The 22,257-nt window shown below is 54.4% G+C and carries 18 protein-coding genes; 11 read left to right on the top strand and 7 right to left on the bottom strand.

Annotated features, from left to right (window positions below; all coding sequences use genetic code 11):
* Positions 1-5 precede the first annotated feature (5 nt).
* Positions 6-422: a hypothetical protein gene (locus tag AC2IBB_RS25745; protein WP_486329566.1), complete on the bottom strand. Its 417-nt coding sequence runs from the start codon at positions 420-422 to the stop codon at positions 6-8.
* Positions 423-598: 176 nt separating this feature from the next.
* Positions 599-1,030, bottom strand: a complete 432-nt coding sequence (locus AC2IBB_RS25740) for a GFA family protein (RefSeq protein WP_486329565.1) — start codon at positions 1,028-1,030, stop codon at positions 599-601.
* A gap of 211 nt (positions 1,031-1,241) precedes the next feature.
* Between AC2IBB_RS25740 and AC2IBB_RS25735 the strand changes: the two genes are divergently transcribed.
* A complete protein-coding gene (locus tag AC2IBB_RS25735; RefSeq protein ID WP_486329564.1) occupies positions 1,242-2,516 on the top strand; it encodes a hypothetical protein in 1,275 nt (424 codons plus the stop codon).
* Between the two features lie 21 nt (positions 2,517-2,537).
* Here the strand turns inward: AC2IBB_RS25735 and AC2IBB_RS25730 are convergent, their stop codons facing one another.
* Positions 2,538-3,239 carry an SOS response-associated peptidase gene (locus tag AC2IBB_RS25730; RefSeq protein WP_486329563.1) on the bottom strand — a complete coding sequence of 234 codons (702 nt, stop codon included), beginning with the start codon at positions 3,237-3,239 and terminating at the stop codon, positions 2,538-2,540.
* A 331-nt stretch (positions 3,240-3,570) separates the two neighbouring features.
* On the opposite strand from AC2IBB_RS25730, the gene ptsP reads away from it, so the two are divergent.
* The 3 genes from ptsP to AC2IBB_RS25715 all read left to right on the top strand — a co-directional run bounded on the left by ptsP (position 3,571) and on the right by AC2IBB_RS25715 (position 8,141).
* Positions 3,571-5,856: a phosphoenolpyruvate--protein phosphotransferase gene (gene ptsP, locus AC2IBB_RS25725; RefSeq protein WP_486329562.1), complete on the top strand. Its 2,286-nt coding sequence runs from the start codon at positions 3,571-3,573 to the stop codon at positions 5,854-5,856.
* 196 nt (positions 5,857-6,052) lie between these two features.
* Positions 6,053-6,307 (top strand): hypothetical protein, encoded by a 255-nt coding sequence (locus AC2IBB_RS25720; RefSeq protein WP_486329561.1) that lies wholly within the window; start codon positions 6,053-6,055, stop codon positions 6,305-6,307.
* Positions 6,308-6,362: 55 nt separating this feature from the next.
* Positions 6,363-8,141 (top strand): hybrid sensor histidine kinase/response regulator, encoded by a 1,779-nt coding sequence (locus tag AC2IBB_RS25715; RefSeq protein WP_486329560.1) that lies wholly within the window; start codon positions 6,363-6,365, stop codon positions 8,139-8,141.
* A gap of 27 nt (positions 8,142-8,168) precedes the next feature.
* Here the strand turns inward: AC2IBB_RS25715 and AC2IBB_RS25710 are convergent, their stop codons facing one another.
* Together AC2IBB_RS25710 and plsB are read right to left on the bottom strand one after the other, a co-directional pair.
* On the bottom strand, positions 8,169-8,840 hold the full coding sequence (locus AC2IBB_RS25710) for a response regulator (RefSeq protein WP_486329559.1): 672 nt from the start codon (positions 8,838-8,840) through the stop codon (positions 8,169-8,171).
* A gap of 228 nt (positions 8,841-9,068) precedes the next feature.
* Positions 9,069-11,543, bottom strand: a complete 2,475-nt coding sequence (plsB, locus tag AC2IBB_RS25705; protein ID WP_486329558.1) for a glycerol-3-phosphate 1-O-acyltransferase PlsB — start codon at positions 11,541-11,543, stop codon at positions 9,069-9,071.
* Between the two features lie 361 nt (positions 11,544-11,904).
* On the opposite strand from plsB, the gene AC2IBB_RS25700 reads away from it, so the two are divergent.
* Genes AC2IBB_RS25700 through murI form a run of 5 tightly spaced genes read left to right on the top strand, consistent with a single transcriptional unit; the run spans position 11,905 to position 17,174 of the window.
* Positions 11,905-12,825 (top strand): ABC transporter ATP-binding protein, encoded by a 921-nt coding sequence (locus AC2IBB_RS25700; protein ID WP_486329557.1) that lies wholly within the window; start codon positions 11,905-11,907, stop codon positions 12,823-12,825.
* The gene (locus AC2IBB_RS25695; protein ID WP_486329556.1) at positions 12,822-13,556 is read left to right on the top strand and encodes an ABC transporter permease subunit; all 735 of its coding nucleotides are present in this window, start codon (positions 12,822-12,824) and stop codon (positions 13,554-13,556) included. The genes AC2IBB_RS25700 and AC2IBB_RS25695 overlap by 4 nt, the downstream gene beginning before the upstream one ends.
* Before the next feature lie 9 nt (positions 13,557-13,565).
* Positions 13,566-15,509, top strand: a complete 1,944-nt coding sequence (locus tag AC2IBB_RS25690; protein ID WP_486329555.1) for a GldG family protein — start codon at positions 13,566-13,568, stop codon at positions 15,507-15,509.
* A 30-nt stretch (positions 15,510-15,539) separates the two neighbouring features.
* On the top strand, positions 15,540-16,349 hold the full coding sequence (nudC, locus tag AC2IBB_RS25685; protein ID WP_486329554.1) for an NAD(+) diphosphatase: 810 nt from the start codon (positions 15,540-15,542) through the stop codon (positions 16,347-16,349).
* A gap of 42 nt (positions 16,350-16,391) precedes the next feature.
* Complete coding sequence (gene murI / locus AC2IBB_RS25680; protein WP_486329553.1) at positions 16,392-17,174, top strand: glutamate racemase; 783 nt, start codon at positions 16,392-16,394, stop codon at positions 17,172-17,174.
* A 58-nt stretch (positions 17,175-17,232) separates the two neighbouring features.
* Here the strand turns inward: murI and AC2IBB_RS25675 are convergent, their stop codons facing one another.
* Both AC2IBB_RS25675 and AC2IBB_RS25670 read right to left on the bottom strand, forming a co-directional pair.
* The gene (locus AC2IBB_RS25675; protein ID WP_486329552.1) at positions 17,233-18,240 is read right to left on the bottom strand and encodes a DUF2156 domain-containing protein; all 1,008 of its coding nucleotides are present in this window, start codon (positions 18,238-18,240) and stop codon (positions 17,233-17,235) included.
* 66 nt (positions 18,241-18,306) lie between these two features.
* Positions 18,307-18,993, bottom strand: coding sequence for a class I SAM-dependent methyltransferase (locus AC2IBB_RS25670; protein WP_486329551.1), 687 nt, complete (start codon positions 18,991-18,993; stop codon positions 18,307-18,309).
* Positions 18,994-19,491: 498 nt separating this feature from the next.
* Between AC2IBB_RS25670 and AC2IBB_RS25665 the strand changes: the two genes are divergently transcribed.
* Both AC2IBB_RS25665 and AC2IBB_RS25660 read left to right on the top strand, forming a co-directional pair.
* Positions 19,492-20,370: an alpha/beta hydrolase gene (locus AC2IBB_RS25665; protein WP_486329550.1), complete on the top strand. Its 879-nt coding sequence runs from the start codon at positions 19,492-19,494 to the stop codon at positions 20,368-20,370.
* Between the two features lie 206 nt (positions 20,371-20,576).
* The gene (locus tag AC2IBB_RS25660) at positions 20,577-22,094 is read left to right on the top strand and encodes a fatty acyl-CoA reductase (protein WP_486329549.1); all 1,518 of its coding nucleotides are present in this window, start codon (positions 20,577-20,579) and stop codon (positions 22,092-22,094) included.
* Positions 22,095-22,257: the final 163 nt, after the last annotated feature.

The following is a 22,257-nucleotide window of genomic DNA, read 5'->3' as shown; positions in this document are numbered from 1 at the left end:
TCCCTTTAGTCACTTTGAGTAATGATTATCTGCGTGCGTCGGAAAAACTTATCGGAGCGTTGAACTCCTGGAACCGCCTCGGCTTTCCACATAAAGCGCGGCTCCTGCAACCATTCCGCCCGGATCTTGAGGCCCGGCCAGAAGAGGAAATCGATGTGACTGACGCGTGCGTCGACGAATTGAAATACGCCCCCTGTGTATTCGGCGGAGAGTGTGACTTCTTCTTTTACATGGCCGCTGCTGTCGAGGTGTTGTATATGCAGCGTTTCTTCGTAGGGGCAGTCTTCGCTGAAGAAAGCCAGATATTCCTGATCGCGGTTGAAATGCGCTTCGTAGATGAGGCCTTCAGGCGTCGGAAAGGGAAAAGTCGCCTTGTCTGCAAGGGCGAGGGCGTTGGTTTCTTCTCTGATGGGAGCGGTCATACGCTTTATGCTCGTGGTTTGAGTTCAGTCCTTTAGCTCTTTGCTAAGCGTTAGCCGCTTTACCATAGCGTGGCGGGGAAGGGATAAGCAAGCTTACGATGAAGCCCATGAGTCCGGCGTTGAGGAGAAGTGGGCGCGCACGCTGATGGGGAGCGTCACCGTGCGCAGCGAAGCGGTTACTTCATGCCAATGGACTTCAAAAACTCGTCTTCCGTCATTCTTGGATGGTCTCCAGCGAATGCATAGCCGGCGGGTTTGCTGTCAATATAGATTTCTCCCGCCAGTTTGAACTGGGACTGGTCGTCGAAGAGGCCGCTCCAGAGATATTTCTCGCCTGTAGGCTTCAGGTGGTAGTACAGGTTGGTCCCGCAGTGTTTACAAAACGCACGTTGCGCCCACTCGGAAGAGTCATAAGCCGTAATGTTGTCCTCACCTTCAAAGACCGCTTCCTGCGCGGAAATCGCCATGGAAGGGCCGCCGTTCCAGCGACGGCACATGCCGCAGTGGCAGGCGTGGTATTCAGAATTGACGTTTTTCGCGGCCACTTTTACCGCGCCGCACAGGCATTGGCCGGCCAATGGTCCGGCGATAGTTTTGCTTTCACTCATGTAGTATCCCTCTGACTTATTGCTTGGTTTTATCGTATGTTTCGTAACGGCGTTGATTTCGTCACAGCTATCGTCTCGACACGACAATACTACCTGTCAGCTACTGACAGCATTGTGTCAGGAGCTGACGGCCAGATTACAATTTTCCGCCATGAAGAACAAAAGCGAACGACAACCTCTTTTCTCTAGTAACCGCAACAAGAGTCCAGCCATGACTGAACGTATGAAATGCCAAAACCTGTCGTGCAACCATATGATCTTGCCCAGCACCGCTGAGTGCACAGGTGGCTTGTGCATGCCCTGCGCCCTGGAGCAGGAGCGGGAAGCGAAGAGAGAGTACATACGTAAGCACAGCATAGTTATTGACCCCTACGCAGGACTGACTGACAGGGTCGATATCATAAAGGCGTATCACCTGCCTGCGCCTGGAGACCCCTTAATAACTTACACCCCATTTTCAGGGGCTATCGAGAAGGTTTATCAGGCGTTGACGGGAAATGAAACGCAACGCTTGGCGGAATATGCCGCAGAACAGCTTGAGACCGATGAAGACGATAGTGCAATAGAAATTGCTATGACGCTGGCGGCGTTCACGGATGCGGACCTGGCGGCTGTGCTGGAACGCCTCCTGTCTAGCGAGTGTTATGAGCCAGCCATATTATTTCGCGGGGCGAGCGAAGAGGTGGTCAACCTCTTGATAGAGCGCTTGGGAGCAGACCCTGAGTTGGATGGCCGTATTCTTGAAGCCTTGGCGTGGAGTGAGGACAGAAGGGTTGTGGCCTATCTGGCGCAATGGTCGCAGCAGCCGCCGGATTGGGCGTCGCGTCTGAATGTACCGGTGATGAATTGTATGGCTGAGGCCGGCTGGACGTTGGATAGTCATAATCAGCCGCGAAAACTCTACTTGGATGCCTGCTACGCGCTGGGGCCTACGGATACTGAAACGAGCGACGCCATTCGCGTAGGCAGTATTGATGCGTCAATCTGCCCTTGGTGCGAAGGCGAACTTACGCGTTTATTTGATCTCAATCTTAAAGACCCGAGGTTGGCGCTTTTCCCCTGGCAGGGAAACCGTTTGATTCTGTCGACCTGCCTGCTTTGCGCCTGTTTTGCTGAGGCGATCTATATGCATTATGACCAGGAGGGGGCGCCTGTATGGTCGTCGCACAGCAAAAAGTCAATCTATTCTCCTGACTGCTCTGAGATAGTGGAACCGCTCGTCACGCTCAATTGGAAGCTGTCCTCCCAGCCGAGGAAAGCCCGCTTCGCCGCCGTTCCCTTCGTTCCCACAACATTCTCGCAGATCGGCGGTATGCCTACCTGGGAACAACCCGCGGCGTATCCTGACTGTCCTGAATGTCACGAAGTCATGACGTTTATCGGACAGTTGAACATGGCGGAGGTGACAGAGTTTGGAGAGGGAACCTACTACGCCTTTCTGTGCCCAGGCTGCCGTATCTCGGCGACAAACTATCAGCAGACGTGAAGTAGAGAGGGAAAGGTCTGATTACTTATCCGCTAGCGGCCTGGGCGAATCAGTGGGCTCCATCGTTTGGCGTGACTTGTTTCTAACGTTATTAACCGCAGTACTCAACGGATAATACATCCAGTTAGTCAGTTCTCGCGGCGCCAGCATCGGGCGGATATCGACTAGTGGCGTGTCGGCGTTCAGCCAGGCGTTAAACTGGTCTGGCGTCAGTAGCACGGGCATGCGGTGGTGTAGTGCCTGTAGAGAGGGCGAGGCTTCGGTGGTGATGATGGCGCAGGATTCGAGGTAGGCGTCGCCTTTGCTCCAGATATCCCAGACGCCGCCGAAAAAGCAGTGCCCGGATTCTGGTTTGATGTAATAAGGCTGTTTGACGCCGTTTTCCAGCTTCCATTCGATAAAGCCGCTGGCGGGAATTATGGCGCGGCGGCGCTGAAACGAACCCTTGAAGGCCTTGCTGGTTTCAATGGTCTCCGCTTTGGCGTTGAACATGTTGTACTTGGCGGTTGGCTCTGGCGCCCAGCTTGGCGTCAGCCACCAGCGCATGCTCCTGAAAAAATTCGTCAGCTCTTCCTGCACCGCCACCATCACTTCTTCAGTGGGGGCGATATTGAACAAATCATCCTGGTAAAAATGCGACTTCAATCCGCTGGTGTCGAATCCGAGTGAGTCCATCAGGGCGATCACGACTGGGGAGTCGGTGACGTTGAATCTTCCACACATAGCAGCCTCGGCGTAATGGCGTTGCCTTTGGCAAGTGTAGACTGGATTGGCGCGACCATTGCGCAGGTTTGGGCAGTTCCAGATAAAGCCACATCACGGCCTATAACGAGATGATGAGCGATGGAATAGAGATATTCGTCACACTTGGATATCGTCGACGATGTAATTTTAGAAAAACATGCAGGATACAAGCCGATTTATGTCAAATATGCGAAAACAGTGGAAATTCCCTCTTGGTAATATGACGGGCTGGCGCTTATAGTTATCCCTGCCTGTTTACCACTGGTGAGCTAGTTAAGTTTGCCGTAGCTTGATTCTCCAGAGTATCGCCATGCTTGAGCCATTAAAAATCCTTAGGGAAATCTTTCAAGAAGCGGCGGATTTGCACGCCGCCAAAGACCTGTCTGAACTGATCGTCGATCGTGTACAGTCCGCAATGCGGGCGGATGTATGCAGTATTTATTTATTGGATGAAACTTCCCAGGAATTGGTTTTGATGGCGACCCGGGGGTTAGACCCGGAATCGGTGGGGCGGGTGCGTCTGCCCGTCGGGCAGGGGCTGGTTGGTTATATTGCGCAGCATCAGTCATTGATGAACGTGGACAGCGCGGAAAAGCACTCTAACTTCAAATATTTCCCGGAAACCCGTGAAGAACGCTTCTCGGCTTTTCTGGGCGCGCCGATTATCAACTTCCGCAAGAATATCGGCGTTATCGCGGTGCAAAAGAAAGAAGCCGCGTATTTCAGTGACGAGCAGGAAGCGTTTGTCGTCACCATCGCCGCCCAATTGGCCGGTCCATTGAGCCAATGGGTGCAGCAGGATGGCGTGTTTGACCGCGAAGTATGCCGGGATAAGTTCAAGGCGAACTTGAAATTCCGCGGCGTCAAAGGCGCAGCAGGCATGGCGATTGGTCGCGTACATTGGGTTGGCAAAGGCCACGATCTGGCGTCAGCGCCGGATCGGGAAGCTAAAGACGCTGATCTGGAAATCGCCCGTTTCACTAAGGCTTTGGAATTAGCGAAAGAGGAGCTGAACGCCAGCGGCGAGCGTATGGCGGGCTCCATACCCAAAGATGTGCTGGCGCTGTTCGGCGTATATCGCATGATCCTGGAAGATCAGGAACTGACCACCGAAACCGTCAATCACATCCACTCAGGACTTTGTGCGTCCTCCGCGTTACGCAAAACCGTTGAGGCGCACGCCCGCGTGTTTGAGAAAATGGATGACGCTTATCTGCGCGCCAAGGCGGATGATATCCGACACATCGGCAATCGTATTTACGCGAACCTGCGCGGCGTCGACAGTCCCGATGTTATCAATGTCAGTGAGCCTACGATCATTGTGGGCACGAATCTGAGCATTACCGATGTCGCCCAATTCCCGCCAGAGCATCTGGTAGGGCTGGTGTGCACCAGCGGCTCTTCATTGTCGCACATAGCGATTCTTGCGAATGCGCTGGGTATTCCCGCTGTCATGGGAATCGGTGACATCAAGCCTGCGCTGATCGAAAATGCGGAAGCGGTGGTGGACGGCTACCGGGCGGTAGTGGTGTTCAACCCTGTTGACGCGCTGCGCAAAGAGTTCAAACGTCTCGCCAAGCAAGAGAAGAAACTGATCAAAGGGCTGGATGAGCTGCGCGACCTGCCGGCGCAAACTCCAGATGGTTTCCGCGTCAAACTGTTCGCCAACACGGGGTTGCTGGCGGATATCTCGCCGGGACTTTTACGCGGCGCGGAAGGCGTAGGGCTGTATCGCTCAGAAATTCCATTCATGGTGCACGAGTCCTTCCCCTCGGAAGAAGAGCAGGTGCAGATTTATCGCAAAGTGCTGGAAGCCTATGCGCCGAGGCCGGTGTACATGCGCACCCTGGATATCGGCGGCGATAAAAATCTGCCTTATTTCAGCTTTACGGAAGAAAACCCGTTTCTGGGATGGCGTGGGATACGCTTTACGCTGGATAACACCGGTATCTTCATCAGCCAGATTCGCGCCATGCTGAAGGCCGGACGTTACCTTGGCAACCTCAAGATATTGCTGCCCATGGTCAGCCGTCTGGATGAAATCGAGAGCTTTAGAAGCCTGCTGCAGGAAGCCATCGGACAGTTGAAAGAAGCTGGCGTCGAAGTGAGTGAACCGCAAGTCGGCGCCATGATTGAAGTGCCGTCGGCGATGGTGCTGTTGGAAGATCTGGCGCAAATGGTGGATTTCTTCTCCATCGGCAGCAATGACTTCACCCAATACATGCTGGCGGTGGACCGCAACAACGCCAAAGTATCCGACCTCTACGACTGGTTGAACCCGGCGGTGCTGCGCTCCATTGGTCGCGTGGTCAAGGTGGCGAAGAAGCATGGCGTACCGGTCAGCGTGTGCGGCGAAATGGCGTCCGATCCGGCAGCGGTCTTGTTACTGCTGGGCATGGGAGTGGAGATGCTCAGCCTGTCCGCCTACAACCTGCCGAAAACCAAGTGGGTGATTCGTTCCGTCTCTCATCAGACAGCGGAGAAACTCTGGAAAAAAGCCTCACGCATGCGCAATGAGAAAGAGATCCGCGCCATGTTGCACGAGGTGTTGGACCAACATGGTCTGGGTGGACTGATTCGCGCTGGCGCACAGTAATCCGGTCAATTCCGGCGCTAGGCGTCAGTGCGCCTGAGCCTCGCAGCGAAGAGCCTTGTGGCGAGGGCTTTCCGTCAGGTGTTTTTCACCCAAACAGGTGATTTCAAGCCGCTCCCTTCCTTGCATAATCCCTCGTAACCGCTGTGGCGGCCTTAATAACTTCAACCCCCTCTTTCATGTAAGACCTATAAAAAGCATGTTACGCAAGACGCTTTATCGAGCCACTTTGGCGTTGTGTATTATTTTGCTGGCGACGGCCGCCTGGTTATGGGCGCACCGTTCCATGGATCTTGAGTTTAAACAGCCGGGGTGGCTGTCCGGCCTGGGGCGGGAAGCGCCGCCCGCTTTATATGATGCGCAGGCGGGACGAGGGGCGACGAAATACCCCGCGCAAGCTTCCAGTGATCGAGCGGCGATGCATGGCCTGAAACAAATACGTGACATGGATTAGATAGCGTGAAAGCAAAGCTTGCTTGTTAGGGGGCTGGTGTATATATCTAAACCCCATGGACGAAAAACTGATACAACAAGAATTACAACGCGGTTTTAAGTGGCTCAGGTTTTCTCCCTCCCTGGAGGAAACGTATCGCGCATTCCACAATCAGCGTGTACAAACGCGTCTGCCTCTCGTGCATGCGACGGCGCTGGCGTTCATCATCATCTATTCCTTGCTCGACTACTATTTGTTCCCTCGGCAGATCGCCAGCTGGACCATTCCCATTCGTCTGTTTCTGGTGTGTCCGATTATCGCCCTGGCGCTGTACGCGGGCATGCATTCCTGGCCCCGGCGATGGTTCATGCCTCTCTATAACGGCACCTATGCGTTGGGAGGACTCAGCGTGGTGGCGATCATCTGGATCGCGCATTCGCAAAATGTCATGGTGCCCTATGACGGCCTGTTTCTGGTGCTGATATACGGTTACTTTCTGATGGCGATTCCCTTTTATGTCGCCACCGCGATTTCCACCTTGATATATGCAGCCTATCTGCTCGTTGAACTGGATGTTGGCATGGAGCCGGCGACACTTGGGTTTAACGCATTCTTTTTGTTTGGGGCCAACCTGATCGGCGCGGTGGGCTCATATATTCAGGAACATGCTCAGAGGACGCTTTTTCTGAACCTGCAACTGGTCCAAATTGCGCAGCGTGAGGCTGAACGCGCGAACCGCTCCAAGACACGCTTTCTCGCGGCGGCCAGTCATGACTTGCGACAGCCCTTGAACGCCATGAGCATGCTCGCGGAGAGTCTCTCCGCCAAGATGGATCGCAACTCTGAGGAAGGCGTCATCGTCGGTAAACTGCGTCGATCACTCAGTCAATTGAGCGACCTGTTCAAATCGCTGCTGGATATGTCTCAGCTCAGCATGGGCGTGGTCAAGCCGAACCCCCGCCACTTTTATCTGCACGAGCTGGTGCGCCGGGTGGCGATGGAGTTTGACGCTGTGGACATTGTCACCTCCCGTCCAGAACGTATTGACACGGAGTGCGATGAGGGGCTGGTTGCGTATTCCGATCCCATTTTACTGGAGCGAATGCTGCGCAACCTGATCATTAACGCGCTTCAGCACGCCAGCGCCGACGCCATTCGGGTGAGCTGCCGAAGGCTGAATAATGTGCTCGACATCCATGTGATTGATGATGGCGTCGGGATTCCCTCCCGGGATATCAAACGCATATTCAAAGAGTTCCAGCAAGGCGGCGATGATGAAGGGAAGCCGCGATCGGGCATTGGGCTCGGGCTGGCCATCGTGCGACAGCTGGCGGGGCTATTGGGCGGTGTTCTGACGGTAAAGTCGTCGCCGGGCGTCGGAGCGGATTTTAGTTTCACTATCGCCTGCGGGCGGCCTAATCTGGTGGCTCCACAGCCGGAAGCCTATCCGGAAACCCGGACCCTTGGCGGCATGTCAGTCTGGCTGGTGGAGGACGATCAACCAAGCAGGGAGGCGATGCGCCAACTACTGGACGCCTGGGGCGTGCAAGTGGAAGCCTTCGCTGACGCCAAAGCAGCGATGGGCAGGTTGCATGATGAGACGCCGGATATGATCCTGTCAGATTATCGGTTAGGCGGCGCCATCTCCGGGCTGGATGTCGTGCTGTCGTTGCGGCGGCAAAGCGGACGGGATATTCCGGCGGTGATCATCTCCGCTGATGTGGAAATGCTGCAGGCGGAAGCCGGCAGCTATCCCAGCATCGTATTCGTCGCCAAACCGGTAACCCCGGCGCGGCTATATCTGATCCTGAGCCGGGAGTCCGCCCGCGCCGTCGTGGAAAACGCCGTCGGATAACCGAAAGCGCGACTGAATGACGGCGGGTCAGGCGTCCACCAGATGCAGCCGCGTCGCCACGCTGACGCATTCCGTTCGATTATGCACATTCAAGTGCATGAACAAGGCTTTCAAATGTGATTTCACGGTATCTTCCGTCAGTCTTAACTCCGAGCAGATTTTTTTGTTCGGCAAACCTTTGGCCAGCAGTTGCAGGACTTCCATTTGCCGGGGAGTGATGGAGTCGAGTCGCAACTGGCTGTCCTGAATCGGAGCCTGGCTGCGGTGGGTATAGAAGTTCGGCACGTATTGCTTGCCGTTGAGAATCTGCCGGATCGCCAGATTGATCTCCATCGCGCTGGATGACTTGCTGATAAAGCCTATCGCGCCGCTGCGCAGCGACAATTCCACGTCCTCTATGTCTTCCGAGGCGGATAGAATCGCCACGGGGATATAGATGCGTTTACAGGTCAGGTAGCGCAGAAATTTAAAGCCGCGCCCATCCGGCAAGGAAAGATCCAGCAGGATCAGGTCGAAACTTTGGTCCGCATCCAATAACGCCTGCGCCGCCTGACAATTGAAGGCGTTCACCAGATCGATAGGAACCTGTTGGGCGGTGAGGGCGACGCGCAGGCCGTCGATAACAAGTTGATGATCGTCAATCACCAGGACCCGTAGATGATTTGGTACAAATACCGCTGAAGAGGCGCTTATGCTCACGTTGACTCTCCCTGCGCCGCTCGGCGCTGTTTTCTTTTTGTTATGAGCTAAAAATTATACGCCGATAGAAACGTTGAACAGTGAACGATTGCTAGTTTTTGGGAACAGAATGGGATACGGAAGCATTGCTTTCTCCCCCGAGCCTGATTTGCGCAGAAAAGTCATGCGAGACAAAGGGGAGAGCATGACAGACCGCTTCTCTGAGCAGCCTGTCATTGAGGTTTTGCGTCAGGCGGCGGGAGGAGACGGCTGTGTCTCGATAGCGACTTGCAGGATGCTCTGACGCAGCTCCGCATTCAACACCAAACGCGCGTCTTCCGCGATATTGTCGAGGTCTTCGTCGTAAACGATGTGGCCTTCCTCGTCTACCTGAATGATCTCGTTACTTTTCAGATTGTTGATGAAGTTGCGGAACAAGGCCTTATCAAAGAACTCCGGCGCATTAAGTCCGTATAGGATGGACATGCGCTCCGCCATGGACGTGCTTTGCTCCTCCAGGGCGTTGGCGGTGATGGCGCCTTTGCCGTGACGGCGCAAAATAGCGATGGCGATGTAGTAACGCTCCAGCGTAGGGATAATGGTCTTGGCCAGGGCGTTGAGCAGGACGAACTCGCGGGAGCCCGCCATGGGGCGATAAAGGTTGTCCTTGTCCTTCAGCAGCAGGTTGCTTTCGCACAACGTCTCGATCCAGCGCTCGATTTCCGGGTCCACATCGTCTTTATGCCAGCGCAGGAACAGCTCTGACTTGATGTAGGGATAAATCGAACTCACCAGCCACACCAGTTTGGTGCGGTCCATAGTGCTGTTGTTCTGGAACAAACTGGCGACCAGCGCGGGCAGCGCCAGGAAGTGCAGAATGTTGTTGCGGTAATAGGTGAGCAAAATAGCGCTGGAGCCTTCCAGGCTGATGATATCTCCCAGCTTCTGTTGCTGGCGCAGGGCCAACCCCATGCTCTCCGTGTATTTGACCCAATCCGCGCCGCAGCCCTCCGGGAAGCTCATTTCATTACTGTAGGGATGCATGCGCAGCAGCGAAACCACCGCGTCGCAATGGTCCGCCAGCATTTTCTGATCCATCGCCTGCTTCGGTGTGGCCAGCAGCAGAGTGGCGACAATGTTGATCGGGTTGAGCGCCGCTGCGTTATTGATGCGGGTGGCGACCATTTCCGCCAGTTCGTCGATCATATGCGGCATCCATTTGGGGCGCGCTTCCTGATCGTAGGCTTGATCGCGCCAGTGCGGCTGTACTTTATCAAGCACGTCGGACAGCGCGAAAGGCTCGCCGAAGTTGACGCTGACGCGCCCAAAGGAGTTGCGCAGGTTACGCAGAGACTTGAACAGGCCGAATATGTTTTCGTCTTTCTTCTTCTTGCCGCGCAGCTCGCCGAGATAAGAGCGCGCTTCCAGGATTTTCTCGTAGCCGATATACACCGGCACAAAGGTGATCGGTTTTTTGTAGTTACGCAGATAGCTGCGTACGGTCATCATCAACATGCCTGCTTTCGGCTGCAATGTACGCCCGGTGCGGCTGCGGCCGCCTTCTACAAAGTACTCCACAGGATGCCCGCGAGTGAACATGGAGTGCATGTATTCGTTGAAAACGGCGGTGTACAGCTTGTTGTTCTTGAAGCTGCGGCGCATGAAAAAGGCCCCTCCGCGACGCAGAATCGGGCCCACTACAGGCATGTTCAGGTTAATGCCGGCGGCGATATGGGGCACCATCAGACCGTTGCGATACAGCACATAGGAGAGCAAGAGGTAGTCGATGTGGCTGCGGTGGCAGGGCACATAGACCACAGCGCTGGACTTGGCGGCCTCTTTCACCGCGTCAATATTGTTGATGTTTACGCCGTTATAAATCTTGTTCCACACCCAGGTCAGAATGATGTCGAGAAAGCGCACAGCCGCGATGGAAACGTTGGAGGCGATTTCGTCCGCATATTTGCGCGCCCGCTCTTTGGCTTTCTGAGGGCTGATGCTCTCTTTCTTGGCGGTTTCCCGAATGGCGTCTTTGACGGCTGGGCTGCGAATCAGCGTGGACACCAGGGTGCGACGGTGAGACAGGTCGGGACCGACCACCGCCTGGCGCATGCGACGGAAATGTACGCGCAGCAGGCGCGCCAGTTTGCGGTTGGCGCGTTGCGGGTCCTGGGTGTCGTCGACGATATAGCGCAGGGAAATCGGTTTGCTGAATTGAATAAAGGTGTTGCGTCCGTGGATCATGATGGTCAGGAACTGGCGTAAGCGACCGGCGATGGACCAGGTGTCCGCCAGCATCAGCTTGAACAGAGAGCGTTCTTTTTCCGGCGTCCGGCCCCAGAACAGGGAGACCGGGACAATCTGCACATCCAGTCCAGGGTCTTTCTGCGCGGCGCTGACCAGCTGTTTCAGACGCTCGGTGATGGTCGGCGTATGGCGGCGACGAAACATCTGGCCGCGTTTCTCATATAGGAAGAAGTGACTGCGTGATAAAACCGCATCTCTCAATGTCAGCGGCGCCTGGGAGGAAGGCAGACCGGCGAGGCGGCACTCCTGCTCCAGCACCAGCCGGCTGCTGAGCGAGCTGTGCTGCAGTACGTAGACGACGGGTTTTTCCGGGTCCAGCCCCAACTGCTTGGCGTTGTTGCCGATAACGTCTGTCCTGACCCATAAAAATAGAATTTTGCGGAGCAGGTTAAAGAAAAAAGAAGTGATTCCGAGCATGTAAAATACCGTTTAGCCCTGGCGAAGTGCCCGCTAGTTTAACGACTCCGCCATAGACTGGCAAAGCTCGGAAATGCTTGATTTTCAGCGGCTATATTCCGCGAGGATTGGGTTTGCGCAAACTTTCTGCAATGTAATGTAGAAGCGAAATGGGAATCTTGCAAAGCGGGATGCGACTCCTTATTCTTCTTTTTCTTTGCGTCCTCCTGTTGCGGCTTAACTTTCAAACATTCCATTTAACTTCAATCTGTTGTGAGGACTGGATTATTGGCGAATGGAATGTTGCAAGGTGTGTTTTAAACAACTTATGCGCCGCCTCTTTGGCGCTCGTTCCTTTATATAGCGAACGCGAGACCCTTCAATGATAAAAATTCAGAATCTGGAAAAGAAATACGGCGATATTCAGGCCGTATCCGGCATTTCTTTCGATATTGCTCCTGGTGAAGTTTTAGGCTTTTTAGGTCCCAACGGCGCCGGCAAAACTACGACCATGCGGATGATTACAGGCTATGTGCAGCCCAGCGGCGGTTCCGTCAGCGTCATGGGCGTTGACGTGGCCCATGCGCCGCAGCAGGCGCAACGGATCATGGGGTACCTGCCGGAAGGCGCGCCCTTGTATGGTGAGATGACGGTGGCGGCTTTTCTGGGCTTCATCGGTAAAGTGCGCGGTTTACGAGGGGCGCAACTGAAGCAGCGCATAGAGCAGGTGGTCGCCCAGGTTTCCCTTCAGCATGTATTGCAACAACCGATTGAAACGCTGTCCAAGGGCTTCAAGCGTCGCGTCGGGTTGGCGCAGGCGTTGATCCATGATCCGCAGGTGCTGATTCTGGATGAGCCTACCGATGGACTTGACCCCAACCAGAAGCACGAAGTGCGCAAACTGATTCAAAACCTGTCCAAGGACAAGATTGTCGTCATCTCCACCCACATTCTGGAAGAAGTCGACGCGCTCTGTTCACGGGTGGTGATCATCGCCAGTGGGCGTATCGTCGCCAACAGCACACCAGCGGAGCTGGCTGCGCAGTCCCGTTTTCATAAGGCGATATTCGTGCGTTTCTCCCAGCCATACGCCGCCCTGGCTGCGCTGGAAGCGCTGCCGGAAGTAGGGGAAGTGGAGCAAGTGGATGAGATGACCTATCTGGTGTATGCGAGTCCTGACGCAGCGCCGTTGCATGCTGTCAATCAACTGATCCATTCTCATAACTGGGATGTGGAGGAACTTCACGTAGAACGCGGCAGACTGGATGATGTATTCCGTCGCTTGACCATGGAGGCGGCATGAACGGCGTAGGCATTGTTTTCAAGCGGGAACTGCTGAGTTACGTTTCTACCTCGCTGGCGTATCTGTTTACCGTCATCTTCCTGGTGCTCAGTGGTATCTTCACGTTTTATCTGGGGCACTTTTTCGAGCGCGGACAGGCGGACCTGGAAGCATTCTTCAACTATATCCCCTGGCTGTTCGTCGTGTTGGTGCCGGCTTTGACTATGCGGTTGTGGGCGGAGGAGCGCAGCACGGGCACGATAGAGTTACTGCTGACCCTGCCTGTCCAGCCTTTTGTATGGGTGCTGGGAAAATTCCTGGCGGCCTGGGTGTATCTGGCCGGCGCGCTGGCGCTGACTTCGCCGTTCTGGTTTACCGTCAATTATCTCGGCGATCCGGATAACGGCGCTATTCTGGCCGGCTATATCGGCAGCTGGTTTATGGCGGGCGGCTTTCTGGCGCTGGGCTCCATGTTTTCCGCCGCCACCAAGAATCAGGTGATCGCCTTTATCCTTACCCTGGTGGTGTGCTTTCTGCTGGTGGCGTCCGGTTTCCCGATGGTGCAGGACTTTTTCTCCGCCTGGGCGCCGAATGGCGTGTTGGATTTAGTGGCGGACCTCAGTTTCTTCCGTCACTTCGAAGCCATTTCCCGAGGCGTCATTGATCTGCGCGACGTGCTCTATTTCGGTTCCATTATTGTCCTGGGCGTCTGGGCGACAGCGCATCTGGTCAAGCGTACGGCATCAAACTAAGGAGACGTCATGAAGCGAGCGGGTTTTGTCGTAATCGTTGTGATCGCCGCCCTGGCGCTGTTCAATCTGGCGGTGCAGCGGGGTATGAGCGGGTTCCGCTGGGACCTTACTGAAAACAGTCTGTACACGCTGTCTGACGGCGCGCGCTCCATCCTGGGCGGGTTGTCCAAAGACATAGAGTTGACGGTGTATTATTCCGAAGGCGCGTCGAAGGATTTGCCTGCTCTGCGTGCTTATGCGCGCCGGGTGCAGGAGCTGCTGGAAGAGTTTGAGCAGCATAGCGATGGAAAAGTCACTCTCAAAAAAGTCGACCCGGTTCCGTTCTCTGAGGAGGAGGATGAAGCCACTGCCGCAGGTTTACAGGCGATACCTGTTGGCGTAGCGGGAGACAACGTCTTTTTCGGACTGGTGGGCAAAGCGGGCGATAAAGAAGAAATCATCGCCTTCTTCCAGCCGAATAAAGAGCAGTTCCTTGAGTATGAATTGAGCAAGCTGATTTACAACCTGAATCGAGAGCAGCTACCCATCGTAGGCGTCATTTCCGGTCTGCAGATCAACGGCGGCTTTGATATGTACCGGCAGTCCCAGCAACCGGCCTGGATTGTCATGCAGCAGATTGAAGACTTGTTTGACGTGCGCTGGATGCCTGAAGATTTCGATGCTGTTGATGAAGATGTGGACGTGCTGATGGTTGTGCACCCCAAAGACCTGACCCAGCAGGCGCAGTTGGCGATTGATCAGTTTGTGCTGAAGGGCGGTCGCGCTCTGGTGTTTGTCGATCCCGATGCGGAGCAGGACCAGCCCGGTATGCCGATGATGGGCGCGAACATGTCCCGACGCAGTCAGTTGGACCCGTTGCTGAAAGCCTGGGGCGTCAGTCTGAAAGAGGACTCGGTGCTGGCGGACTTCAAAAACAGTATGGTGGTGGGCGTAGGTCAGGCGCGTACGCCGGTGCGTCATCTGGCGTTGTTGGGGCTGGCTGAAGACAGTATGACGCAGAGCGACATCATGCTGGCGGGTCTGGAGAGCATCAACGTTTCCACGCCCGGAATTCTGGAGAAAATCGAGGGTTCCACCACCACCGTCAAGTCTTTGCTGACATCCAGCGACGAAGCCGCTCCCATTGAAGCCGGCGCATTCGCGAACATGCAGAACCCGGAGTCGCTGTTCGATAAGTTCAAAGCCACTGGTGAGCAATACACAATGGCTGCGCGCATAGAGGGGCCTGCCAAGACCGCGTTTCCTGACGGTATTGAGATCACCGAAGAAGCAAAAGACGAAACTACGCAGGATGACGAAACAGCAGATGCGACTGAAGAAGACGCCGCTTCTGCAGAGCCCAGGACCGTCACCCGACATGTCGCCCCAGGCGTTACCCAGAGCGACAACATCAACGTTGTCGTCATCGCGGACACGGACATTCTGTCTGACCGCCTCTGGGTGCAGGTGCAGGAGTTTTTTGGCCAGCGCATCGCCAGCCCCTGGGCGAATAACGGCGACCTGGTGGTGAACGCGCTGGATTACCTTGCCGGTAACGCCAGTCTGATCAATATCCGGTCGCGGGGGCGTTTTACCCGTCCATTCGAGAAGGTTGACGAGTTGCGTCGTGCGGCGGAAGAGAAGTTCGCGGATCAGCAGCGAGAACTTCAGGACCGACTCTCAGAAACGGAGCAGCAGCTGGCGGAATTGCAGCAGGCGCGACAAGGCGGTGATGAAGCTGGCGGCGGCGTATTGTTGACGCCGGAGCAGGAAAAAGCGCTGGAGGACTTCCAGGAGGAGAAATTGCGTATTCGCAAGGCGCTGCGGGATGTGCAACATAATCTGGATCGAGATATCGACGATCTCGGACGACAGTTGAAGCTGGTCAATATCCTCATGGCTCCGCTGGCGTTGACGGTGATCGCTCTCATAGTGATGCTGTGGCGCAGACGCGGAGTTAGAAAAAGCGTTTAATAAAGTATCGGAAGTCGAAGGAGACAGGCGGTGGCGGTTTCGTTTAATTATCATCCTGCGCTGGTGAGCGGTCTGGAAAGCGGCGCCCGTCGCCATATTTATTTTCACGAAGACAAGCTATTGCTGCCCGCTGCGGGCGCCCAGCCCTGGGGTGCGGAAGAAGTCGATAATCCAGAAGGCCCGGTATTCCTGCTGGGTGAAGTGGATGGCGCCAGCTGCAGCGTAGGCAGTTTGAAGCAGGCGCCGCCTGGATGGACGGAAGTCGGGCTGCGGGATTATCTGCTCGGTTGCGACGATGTGGATGATTTCCGCGTGGTGAATGCCGCTTCCCAGCTACTGTATTGGTTGCGTACGCAGAACTTTTGCAGTCGCTGTGGAGAACGTCTGAGTTTTAACGAAAAAGATCGCGGCCTGCGTTGTCATGGTTGCGGTTACATTTCCTATCCTAAGGTGTCTCCCTGCGTCATCGTGGTCGTGCATCGTGGCGATGAGATCCTGCTGGCGCGCTCGCACCGCTCATTCAGTAAGCTGCCAACGTTCAGTTGTCTGGCCGGTTTCATCGAGGCGGGAGAGAGCGCTGAAGAAGCTGTGGTCAGAGAGGTGATGGAAGAGTCGGGTGTATTGGTGTCCGATATCGAGTACGTGACCTCCCAGGCCTGGCCGTTTCCTCATCAACTGATGTTGGGCTATCACGCCCGCTATGTGTCCGGCGACCTCAATATCGACACTACGGAACTGAAAGAAGCCGCTTGGTTCAAAGTCGATCAGCTGCCAGCGGTATCGCCTATGAAAACCATCGCGGGGAGATTGATTGACGCCTATGTGGCCAAGTTCCGGTGATTGCTTGAGATGAAGGCGAACGCGCAAGAGACGACAGGGCCTATGGCCCCGACGTTGATCATCGACTCCGGCAGTGGCGGCCTCTCCATTTGGGGACATATCCGTCGCCATACGCCTTGGCTGCCCACGCTGTACCTCGCTGACTTTGGTTTCTATCCCTATGGCGACAAGAGTGAGCAGGAGATAGAAACCCGTGTGCGTCATATTGTGGAGCAGATCAGCGAACGTTATCCCGCTCAATTGATTGTCGTCGCCTGCAACACCGCCAGCACGGTGGTGTTGGATCATTTGCGGGCTCGCTTTGAGCAGCCAGTGGTGGGCGTGGTGCCAGCCATTAAGACGGCGGCGACGCAGACTAAAAAGCAGGTGATTGGGCTGCTGGCGACCCAGGGAACCGTGCGCCGGGCGTATACCGACGAACTGATTCGGGACTTCGCCAGCCATTGCAAGGTCATTAAAGTCGGCGCGCCGGATCTGGTGCAGTGGGGTGAGGACTGGGTGCGAGGGCGCAGTCCTGACATGGCGCGATTACGGGCGGTCATCCAGCCGTTTCTGGACGCGGAGGCGGATCAGGTAGTGCTTGGATGTACGCATTTTCCATTGTTGAAACCTTTTCTTTATCAGCTGGCGCCGGATATCAACTGGGTGGATTCCGGCGAAGCAATCGCCCGACGGGTGGCTTATCTTCTGCAGGCTCAACAGGGCGAAGGCGGTGAGGAGTCAACCAGTCATCGGGCGTTTTATTCCGGCGATAAGCAGGACATCGAGTGGGAGCGGGGCGCAGCGGCGTTAGGCTTTTCGTCTGCAGAGCAAATAGCGCTTTAATAGCATTCGCTAATAGGACGACGCGATCCATGCGTCAACGAAATGATATTGATCGGTCTTAGAACAGCCTGGTCAATTTGAACATACAGAAAAACTCCAACAGTGGCGTCGCCTTGTGGTGACAGCAGTAAGTTTTTTCCACCTCGCCGCGAAAGCGGGTTTTAGTGAATTCCAGCCCTTTGAAGTTGTAAAGAAAATTGCCTTTGGCGTAGACCAGTCGCATCATCTTCTTCAGTAGTTTTGCTTCTTGCGCTTCGTCTTCCGCGGAGAGCATTAACGGGATTAATCCCAGATCCAGATAGGGAACGCCTTCCTGTTTAAACACGTCCATGGCGTGGGCCATGATGGTGTAAAAAAGCCCTTGCTTGAAGTTGGCGCTGGCGCGGGAAATATTGGGAACGTAGCTGATGATCTCGTTCTTGTAATAGATGGGATCGAAATAAATAAAACCTACCGCTTCGCCATCCTGATAGGCATAGAAGTGGCGTTCATTTTCTTTATAGCCCATCTCCATGGGACGGATCAGGAAGCGGATCTCGTTACTCTTGCATTTGCGCGTCTTGATCCAGGCTTCGGAAATCTCCCGGGTATGGTCGTCGCTGAAACGTTCCTTCACGGTCACGCCTTGTTTTTTCGCCTGGTTCAGCGCCGTGCGCAGCACCTGTTTCTTCTTGCCGCTTAAGCTCCAGTCCTTCAACGCAATGCGCGACTCGGAGCCGAATTGCGTGCCGTACATACCGAGACGACGGTGCAGAATGTCAACCACGGGCTTAGTTACCTGAACATGATTGGCCTGGGGGTAACGGGTATGGAAACGGGTTAGCATCAGTTCGAAATTCTGCGACGCGCACACCGGATCGGACAACACGAATATTCGCCCCCATTTGCGCATATAGGCGATGTAGCCCACGCCGCGAATATCGAAATACTGCATGTCCGGTTGCAGGGTGGAGAACGCCTGAGAATGGGAGCCGAATTCTTTGAGGTAATTGACTCGCTCTGAGAATGTGAAACTGCCTGCCTCTAACTCGCCGAGCGAGTCCAGCGCTATCGCCTGATTGCTCATTTCCTGACTCCTTCGTTGTTATTGTGTATGTTTTTGGCGTCTGAGTTTGTAACCCTTACAATCGGGTCAGGCTTGTTTGCGTCCGAGTACGGACCAATAACAGTTCATACTGAGGAGTTTGAAGAACTTTTTATTGCGAATGTCCAGCCCCTGCCTTTCCATATACTCGGGGTAGTTATAGATGTTGTGCATGGCGTTGTTCGCCATCAACCAGAACAGAGAAACGGCGACGTACCAGTAGGCCTGTTTGAATGCGCGCGCAACGATATTCCCGGTAGGGTAGGCGAAATCTCCAACCACGACTGCGCCTCCTGGCTTGGCTAAATCAATCAGATGCCGCAACACTTCCTCCATCATGCTTTCCCTGAATACATTCAGGAAAAAGTTGGCGACCACCATGTCATAGTGCTCAAGTTCGCTGAACTTGAATATGTCGCTGTGGACTTGGCGGATATTCAAGTGCTGCTTGCCGGAAGCGGTTAGCGCATCCTGAAACTTGCTTAGCATGGTGGCGGACAGATCGACGACGGTGACTTCCGCCCCTAACTCGGCGGCATGGATGGCGTCTTTGCCGTGTCCGACGCCTGCGAACAGAATTTTGTCGCCGGGTTTTACATTATCCGGCGTGATCATGCCGATCTTGCATTGATGAATGGATTTGCCGCTGTACAGCGCGCTGAGGAAGTCGTAAACCGGACCGATGAGACGGTATTTATCCCTGGCGTTCTTTACGCCTACTGCGTTGATGGTCATGTTGCGTTTCGCCCTTGTTAGTTATTGTTATGGGGGAATACTAAATTAACTTATCGTAACAAGACTGTGCGTCAGGCCTCATTTCTACCTTGCCTTAATTAACGAAATGGAGGTGAAAATCACAAAAATTCAAATAGTTGAATGAGATTGTAAGACAATGTGTTTGAGGGTTGTGCGCAAGTTCACATGCATCTCGCCGCATGAGACTTTTGGCGTATTGCATTTAAGAGTAAGTGCTCTAATTAACTTGTTTCATAATTGCCGGCGAGGGCTTAACATAGCGACGCCCGCATTGGTTTGGAGTTGTCGATGACAGTCGGCGGCTTGGGAGTCGAACTGGCGGTGCGAACAATCCTATTTGCAGATGATTGAGTCAGGGAATGATGCAGTCTTTTGTTTCCGATGTCGTCGACTCGCGGAAGCGGTTTTCACTGACGACGGTCTCTGCGCATATGTCCGCCAACCGAACAGCCCAGACGGTAAGTTTTAAGCATGGATATGCAGAACCTTCTCCCCATTGTGCAGCAGGAGCCGGTGCAGTTCTCGTCCCGAGGCGATGAGCTGGTCGGCCGGTTATTCCTGCCCGCCAGGGAAGGTCGCTTTCCCGCCGTAATCATTTGCCATGGCGCCTTTGGCTATAAAGAGCATTTTTATGAACTGACGGAAGCGCTGGCGCATCGAGGAGTGGCGGCCTTGGCGCTGGATATGCGCGGGCATGGCGAATCTGAAGGGCCCCGCTTTCATGTGAGCATGCAGGCATGGCGGGATGACGTGGCGGCGGCGCTGGCGTATCTCAAATCGCGTCGAGAAATTGAGTCTCACCGTATTGGCGCTTTGGGATTTTCCTCCGGCGGCACAGCGGTGCTTGAGGCCGCTGCGCAGGGCGCATCATTGCGCGCACTGGTGACGCTTAGCGCCACGGTTCGTAACGTGTTGAATTGGTGGCAATGGCCGTTTCTTAAAACCGCCAATCTGGTCGGCTCGTGTAAGCGTCGGCTGGGGTTCGGCGATCTCCGTCTTCCGCTTGCATTTGCGCTGAAATCAGTTCCCGCAGCAGTGGACCCGCGCATCAATGCGGCTGTCGTCGGCGACCCTTATTTGGTGCAGGCGTACGCTGGTTTACCTGTACCTGGCGCGATTGACTGCTTCATTGTTGACACATTTCGGCGCACAAAGAATGTTCAGTGCCCTGTTTGTGTGATTCATGGCGCAGAAGATCGTGTTGATCCGCCCACCAGCGCCAAACTTTTATATGACAGCCTGCGGGGAAGTAAAGCGCTGCATATTATCGCTGACAGCGGCCATGTAGGACATATGGACAAGAAAAAGGCGGAAATTATCCGGTTGGCTTGTGATTGGTTCGTCGATCGATTGTAAAACAATCAGTGGCCACGATGTAAAGGTGGTCAGATTTTTGCTGTGAGATGTATCACGGGGTACGCTGCAGGGCTCCTTCGTTAGGGAAATTGCGGAGACAGTCACACTTACAGTTGTAACCTAATGTAAATATCATTATCAAAAGACTCGCATAAGCTGGGACGCCAAGCGGCAATGTGTTTAAGGAGAGAGAGGTCTAAGCGAATATGAAGCAATCACTTACATTAACTGCTTTTGCAAATAAGAATGTACTGATCACGGGGACAACGGGATTTGTCGGTAAGGTGGTTTTGGAGAAGCTGCTGCGCAGCGTGCCGACAATTGGGACGATTTATTTGCTGATAAGGGGGAACTCAAAGAACCCTACAGCGCGAAAGCGGTTCCAGAATGAGATCGCGACCTCATCTATTTTCGATACTCTTAAAGCGTCACTGGGGAGTCGTTTCGACGAGCTGTGTGAAACGCGTATCCAATGTATAACGGGCGAAGTGACGGAGCCTCTGTTTGGCCTGTCGGAGAAGGACTTTACCGACCTGGCTGCGGACATCGACGTTATCATGAACTCCGCCGCCAGCGTTAACTTTCGTGAAGCGCTGGATCAGGCGCTGACTATCAACACTCTGTGCCTTAAAAATATCATCGAACTGTCGCGGCGGGCGGCGGACTGTCCTGTGGTGCAAGTATCTACCTGTTACGTCAATGGCTTTAACCAAGGGTTGATGGAGGAAGATATTGTCAGTCCGGCGGGAGAGCGCATTGCGCGTTCAGAGCGGGGCTATTATGAAGTGGAGCCGCTGATCGCGCGTTTGCAGCAGGATGTAGAACAAGTGTCTGCAGCGGCGGCGGATGACCATAGCAGGGAAAAGGACCTGATCGACCTGGGCATTAAAGAAGCCAATAAATACGGTTGGAATGACACTTACACCTTCACTAAATGGATGGGCGAGCAGTTGTTGATGAAGGAGCTGCATGGCAAAACCCTCACCATTCTGCGTCCATCTATCGTTGAAAGTACGCTGCAGGGGCCAGTGCCGGGCTGGATTGAAGGCGTGAAGGTAGCGGATGCGATCATTCTTGCTTACGCCAGAGAAAAGGTGTCTTTGTTTCCCGGTAAGAAGAATGCGGTTATCGACATCATTCCGGCGGATCTGGTGGCCAACAGCATCATACTCTGCGCCACGGAGGCGTTGTTGGATTCTGGCGCGCACCGCATTTACCAGTGCTGCAGCAGTGAGGCTAATCCGATCAGGATTCGTGAAGTGATCGGTCATGTGCAGCAAGAGGCGGAGCATAACTATCAGGCCCATGAAAAGCTGTTTTATCGTAAACCGAAGAAACCCTTTGTGATGATCCCAGGGGTGGTATTTCACGCATTAATGGCGATTAGTTTTCACATGCTGAAATGGTACTCCCGCCTGCAAGGCTTGTTCGGACGTAAAACGTCAGGACGCAAGCTGAGCAACATGGAAACCACAATGAAACTGTCCAAGGTGTTTTCTTTCTATACCTCTCCCAACTATACCTTCAGCAACCGTCGACTGCGGGAGCTGGCCACTCGCCTCGACGAATACGACCAAACCGAATTCCCGGTGAACGCAGGGATGTACGACTGGTCGCACTACCTGCGGGAAGTGCATGTGGCGGGGCTGAACAAGTATGCGCTGCGGCCGAAAGTGGTGAAAATGAATCCACCCGCCGCCAAACCCCGCAGCCGCGCCGCATAAAGACGGGCGGCGCGCAAATCGAAATCGATGCGTAGAGTGTCATCAAAAGGGGGAGGCGACTCCCCCGGGATATGGCTGAAATATCGTTGAGTCCGACCGGCTATCTTCTGATCTTTTCCCGCCTGCTGTCTTAAATCATTGCTTAATACTTAGGTCGTAACGG

The sequence above is a fragment of the Hahella sp. NS-SX17 genome (assembly GCF_057367735.1).
Note: the sequence above shows the minus strand (reverse complement) of the source record. Positions and strands in the feature narration are given on the sequence as shown.

Coding starts and splice junctions, on each gene's coding strand:
- AC2IBB_RS25745 (WP_486329566.1), bottom strand. CDS start 422: ATGACCGCTCCCATCAGAGAAGAAACCAACGCCCTCGCCCTTGCAGAC.
- AC2IBB_RS25740 (WP_486329565.1), bottom strand. CDS start 1,030: ATGAGTGAAAGCAAAACTATCGCCGGACCATTGGCCGGCCAATGCCTG.
- AC2IBB_RS25735 (WP_486329564.1), top strand. CDS start 1,242: ATGACTGAACGTATGAAATGCCAAAACCTGTCGTGCAACCATATGATC.
- AC2IBB_RS25730 (WP_486329563.1), bottom strand. CDS start 3,239: ATGTGTGGAAGATTCAACGTCACCGACTCCCCAGTCGTGATCGCCCTG.
- ptsP (WP_486329562.1), top strand. CDS start 3,571: ATGCTTGAGCCATTAAAAATCCTTAGGGAAATCTTTCAAGAAGCGGCG.
- AC2IBB_RS25720 (WP_486329561.1), top strand. CDS start 6,053: ATGTTACGCAAGACGCTTTATCGAGCCACTTTGGCGTTGTGTATTATT.
- AC2IBB_RS25715 (WP_486329560.1), top strand. CDS start 6,363: ATGGACGAAAAACTGATACAACAAGAATTACAACGCGGTTTTAAGTGG.
- plsB (WP_486329558.1), bottom strand. CDS start 11,543: ATGCTCGGAATCACTTCTTTTTTCTTTAACCTGCTCCGCAAAATTCTA.
- AC2IBB_RS25700 (WP_486329557.1), top strand. CDS start 11,905: ATGATAAAAATTCAGAATCTGGAAAAGAAATACGGCGATATTCAGGCC.
- AC2IBB_RS25695 (WP_486329556.1), top strand. CDS start 12,822: ATGAACGGCGTAGGCATTGTTTTCAAGCGGGAACTGCTGAGTTACGTT.
- AC2IBB_RS25690 (WP_486329555.1), top strand. CDS start 13,566: ATGAAGCGAGCGGGTTTTGTCGTAATCGTTGTGATCGCCGCCCTGGCG.
- murI (WP_486329553.1), top strand. CDS start 16,392: ATGGCCCCGACGTTGATCATCGACTCCGGCAGTGGCGGCCTCTCCATT.
- AC2IBB_RS25675 (WP_486329552.1), bottom strand. CDS start 18,240: ATGAGCAATCAGGCGATAGCGCTGGACTCGCTCGGCGAGTTAGAGGCA.
- AC2IBB_RS25670 (WP_486329551.1), bottom strand. CDS start 18,993: ATGACCATCAACGCAGTAGGCGTAAAGAACGCCAGGGATAAATACCGT.
- AC2IBB_RS25665 (WP_486329550.1), top strand. CDS start 19,492: ATGCAGAACCTTCTCCCCATTGTGCAGCAGGAGCCGGTGCAGTTCTCG.
- AC2IBB_RS25660 (WP_486329549.1), top strand. CDS start 20,577: ATGAAGCAATCACTTACATTAACTGCTTTTGCAAATAAGAATGTACTG.